3 protein-coding genes and 1 pseudogene are annotated in these 3104 nt (G+C 76.1%); all 4 read left to right on the top strand.

Going from position 1 to position 3104, the window contains the following annotated elements; translation table 11 throughout:
• Positions 1–643: glycosyltransferase family 9 protein (locus AB0H57_RS32650; protein WP_357512583.1), on the top strand; the 643-nt coding region annotated here is incomplete at its 5' end.
• 55 nt (positions 644–698) lie between these two features.
• A complete protein-coding gene (locus tag AB0H57_RS32645; RefSeq protein ID WP_357512581.1) occupies positions 699–1685 on the top strand; it encodes a glycosyltransferase in 987 nt (328 codons plus the stop codon).
• Positions 1670–2884 carry a glycosyltransferase gene (locus AB0H57_RS32640; protein WP_357512579.1) on the top strand — a complete coding sequence of 405 codons (1215 nt, stop codon included), beginning with the start codon at positions 1670–1672 and terminating at the stop codon, positions 2882–2884. The genes AB0H57_RS32645 and AB0H57_RS32640 overlap by 16 nt, the downstream gene beginning before the upstream one ends.
• Positions 2884–3104 (top strand): annotated as a pseudogene (locus tag AB0H57_RS32635) (phosphoheptose isomerase); the annotation flags it as partial. The gene AB0H57_RS32640 and the pseudogene AB0H57_RS32635, both read left to right, overlap by 1 nt.

Below are 3104 nucleotides of genomic sequence, written 5' to 3'. Positions count from 1 at the left end.
CGACATCCGCCACCACGTCCCCACCGGCATACCCGAACCCGAACGCGCCCTCTCCCTCGCCGCCGCCACCGGCTTCGCCCTGCCCCCCGACGACGAGCCCGCGCTGCGGCTGCGCGCCGACCTGCCGGATCCCGGGCTGGACCTGCCGGCCGGCGGGTACGTGGTGCTGCACCCCGGGTCGTCGGTGCCGGCCCGGGCCTGCCCGCCCGAGCACTGCGCGCGGATCGTGGCCGCCCTGGCCGCCGACGGGCACCCGGTGGTGGTCACCGGCGGCCCGGACGAGCGGGAGCTGACCGCCCGGGTCGCCGCCGCCGGCGGGGTGGACCTCGGCGGTCGCACCGACCTGGCCGGGCTGGCCCGGATCCTCGCCGGGGCCCGCTGCCTGGTCGTGGGCAACACCGGCCCGGCGCACCTCGCCGCCGCCGTCGGCACCCCCGTGGTCAGCCTCTTCGCCCCCACCGTCCCGTACGGACAGTGGGGCCCCTACCGGGTGCCGGCCGTCCGGCTCGGCGACGCCGGCGCACCCTGCCGGGACACCCGGGCGGCCCGCTGCCCGGTCCCCGGCCACCCCTGCCTCGGCGGCGTCGACCCGGGTGACGTGGTCGCCGCCGTCCGGCTCCTGACGCGCCGACCCCCCGACTGAGCAGGCGCCGTCACCCCCCTTCGACCCGACCCGAGGCGATCGTGTGAGGAGAGACATGAACGTCCTGCTCTGGCACGTGCACGGCTCCTGGACGACGTCCTTCGTGCACGGCCGGCACCGCTACCTGGTGCCGGTCACCCCCGGCCGCGGTCCGTACGGGCTGGGCCGGGCGCGCACCTACCCGTGGCCGGACAACGCCGTCGAGGTGACCCCGCAGGAGCTGGCCGGGACCGACGTGGACCTGGTGATCCTCCAGCGTCCCGAGGAGCTGGAGCTGGCCGAGCAGTGGCTCGGCCGGCGGCCCGGGCGGGACGTGCCGGCGATCTACGTCGAGCACAACACCCCCAAGGGCGACGTGCCGAACACCCGACACCCGATGGCCGACCGGGACGACCTGCTGCTCACCCACGTCACCCACTTCAACGAGCTGTTCTGGGACAACGGCGGCACCCGCAGCACCGTCGTCGAGCACGGCATCGTGCCCCCGGCCGTCGAGTGGACCGGCGAACTGGACCGGCTCGCCGTGGTCACCAACGAGCCGGTACGCCGCTGGCGGGTCACCGGCACCGACCTGCTGCCCCGGTTCACCGCCGTCGCGCCGCTGGACGTGTTCGGCATGGGGGTGGCCGGGCTGCCCGCCGCCCTCACCGCCCGGGGCGCGCCGGTCCTCCACCCGGTGACCGGGTACGACGACCTGCCCCAGGACCGGATGCACCAGGAGATGGCCCGGCGGCGGGCCTATCTGCACCTGTGCCGGTGGACCTCGCTCGGGCTCAGCCTGATCGAGGCGATGTCGATCGGCATGCCGGTGGTCGCACTGGCCACCACCGAGGCGGTCGACGCCGTACCCGCCGACGCGGGGGTGCTCTCCACCCGCGTCGACACCCTGGTCGAGGCGGCCCGGTGGCTCGCCACCGACCGGGAGGCGGCGTACCGGCTGGGCGCTCGGGGACGTGACGTGGCGAAGGAACGGTTCGGGCTGGAGCGGTTCCTGGCCGACTGGGACCGGCTGATGGAGGAGGAGACATGCGCATCGCGATGATTTCGGAGCACGCGAGCCCGCTCGCCGTGCTCGGCGAGGAGGACGCCGGCGGCCAGAACACCCACGTGGCGGAGCTCGCGGCCGCGCTCGCCGGCGAGGGGCACGACGTACGCGTCTACACCCGCCGCGACTCCCCCGCCCTGCCCGAGTACGTGGCCAGCCCGGACGGGTACCAGGTCTGCCACGTGCCCGCCGGGCCGGCGCAGCGGGTGCCGAAGGACGACCTGCTGCCGTACATGGGCGAGTTCGGGCGGTGGCTGGCCGACCGGTGGCGCGGGGACTGGACCCCGGAGGTGGCCCACGCGCACTTCTGGATGAGCGGGCTGGCCACCGTGCACGCCGCCCGGCGTACCGGGGTGCCGGTGGTGCTGACGTACCACGCGCTGGGTTCGGTGAAGCGCCGCCACCAGGGCACGAAGGACACCAGCCCGCGCCGCCGGATCGGCTACGAGCGGGCCCTCGGCCGCGCGGTCGACCGGGTGATCGTGCAGTGCGCGGACGAGATGGGCGAGCTGGTCCGGATGGGCGTGCCCCGGTCCCGGATGGCCCTGGTCCCGTCCGGCGTGAACGAGAGCGTGTTCCACCCCGACGGGCCGGTTGCGCCACGCGACCCGGCCCGGCCGCGGCTGCTCACCGTGGGCCGGATGGTGGAACGCAAGGGCTTCCTGGACGTGGTGCGGGCGCTGCCGGCGGTGCCGGAAGCGGAGTGCGCGGTGGTCGGCGGGCCCGCCGCCGACCTGCTGCCCGCCGACGCCTTCGCCCGCAAGCTGCGGGCCGCCGCCGAGTCCTGCGGGGTGGCCGACCGGGTGAAGCTGGTCGGCGGGGTGCCCCGGGAGGAGATGGGCCGCTGGTACCGGTCGGCCGACGTGCTGGTCGCCGCCCCCTGGTACGAGCCGTTCGGGCTCACCCCGTTGGAGGCGATGGCCTGCGGCGTGCCGGTCGTCGGCACCAACGTGGGCGGCATCGCGGACACCGTGGTCGACGGGCTGACCGGCGACCTGGTGCCGCCGCGCGACCCCCGCACGCTGGGCGTGGCCCTGCGCCGGCTGCTCGCCGACAAGGTCCGGCGCTTCGCGTACGCCACGGCGGCGCTGGACCGGATCCGCAGCCGGTACTCGTGGAAGCGGTGCGCCGAACAGCTCGGCGCGGTCTACGCCTCGGTGGCCACCCTCGGCCGCCCCGCCCCGGCGGTGGCCTGATGAGCGAAGCCCTCTCCCCGCTGGACGACCACCTGACCGGCCTGGCGGCGGCGCTGCTGCCGTACCGGCGGGCGGCCGAGCGGCTGGCCGACTGGGGCACCGAGCTGGCCTGCACGCTGTCCCGGGGCGGCCGGTTGCTGGTGGCCGGCAACGGCGGCAGCGCCGCCGAGGCCCAACACCTCACCGCCGAACTGGTCGGCAAACTCCGCGACGACCGCGA

Source organism: Micromonospora sp. NPDC050686, from assembly GCF_040654475.1.
Taxonomy (GTDB): domain Bacteria; phylum Actinomycetota; class Actinomycetes; order Mycobacteriales; family Micromonosporaceae; genus Micromonospora.
The sequence above is the reverse complement of the archived record's forward strand: the minus strand, read 5'-3'. Positions and strand labels throughout refer to the sequence as shown.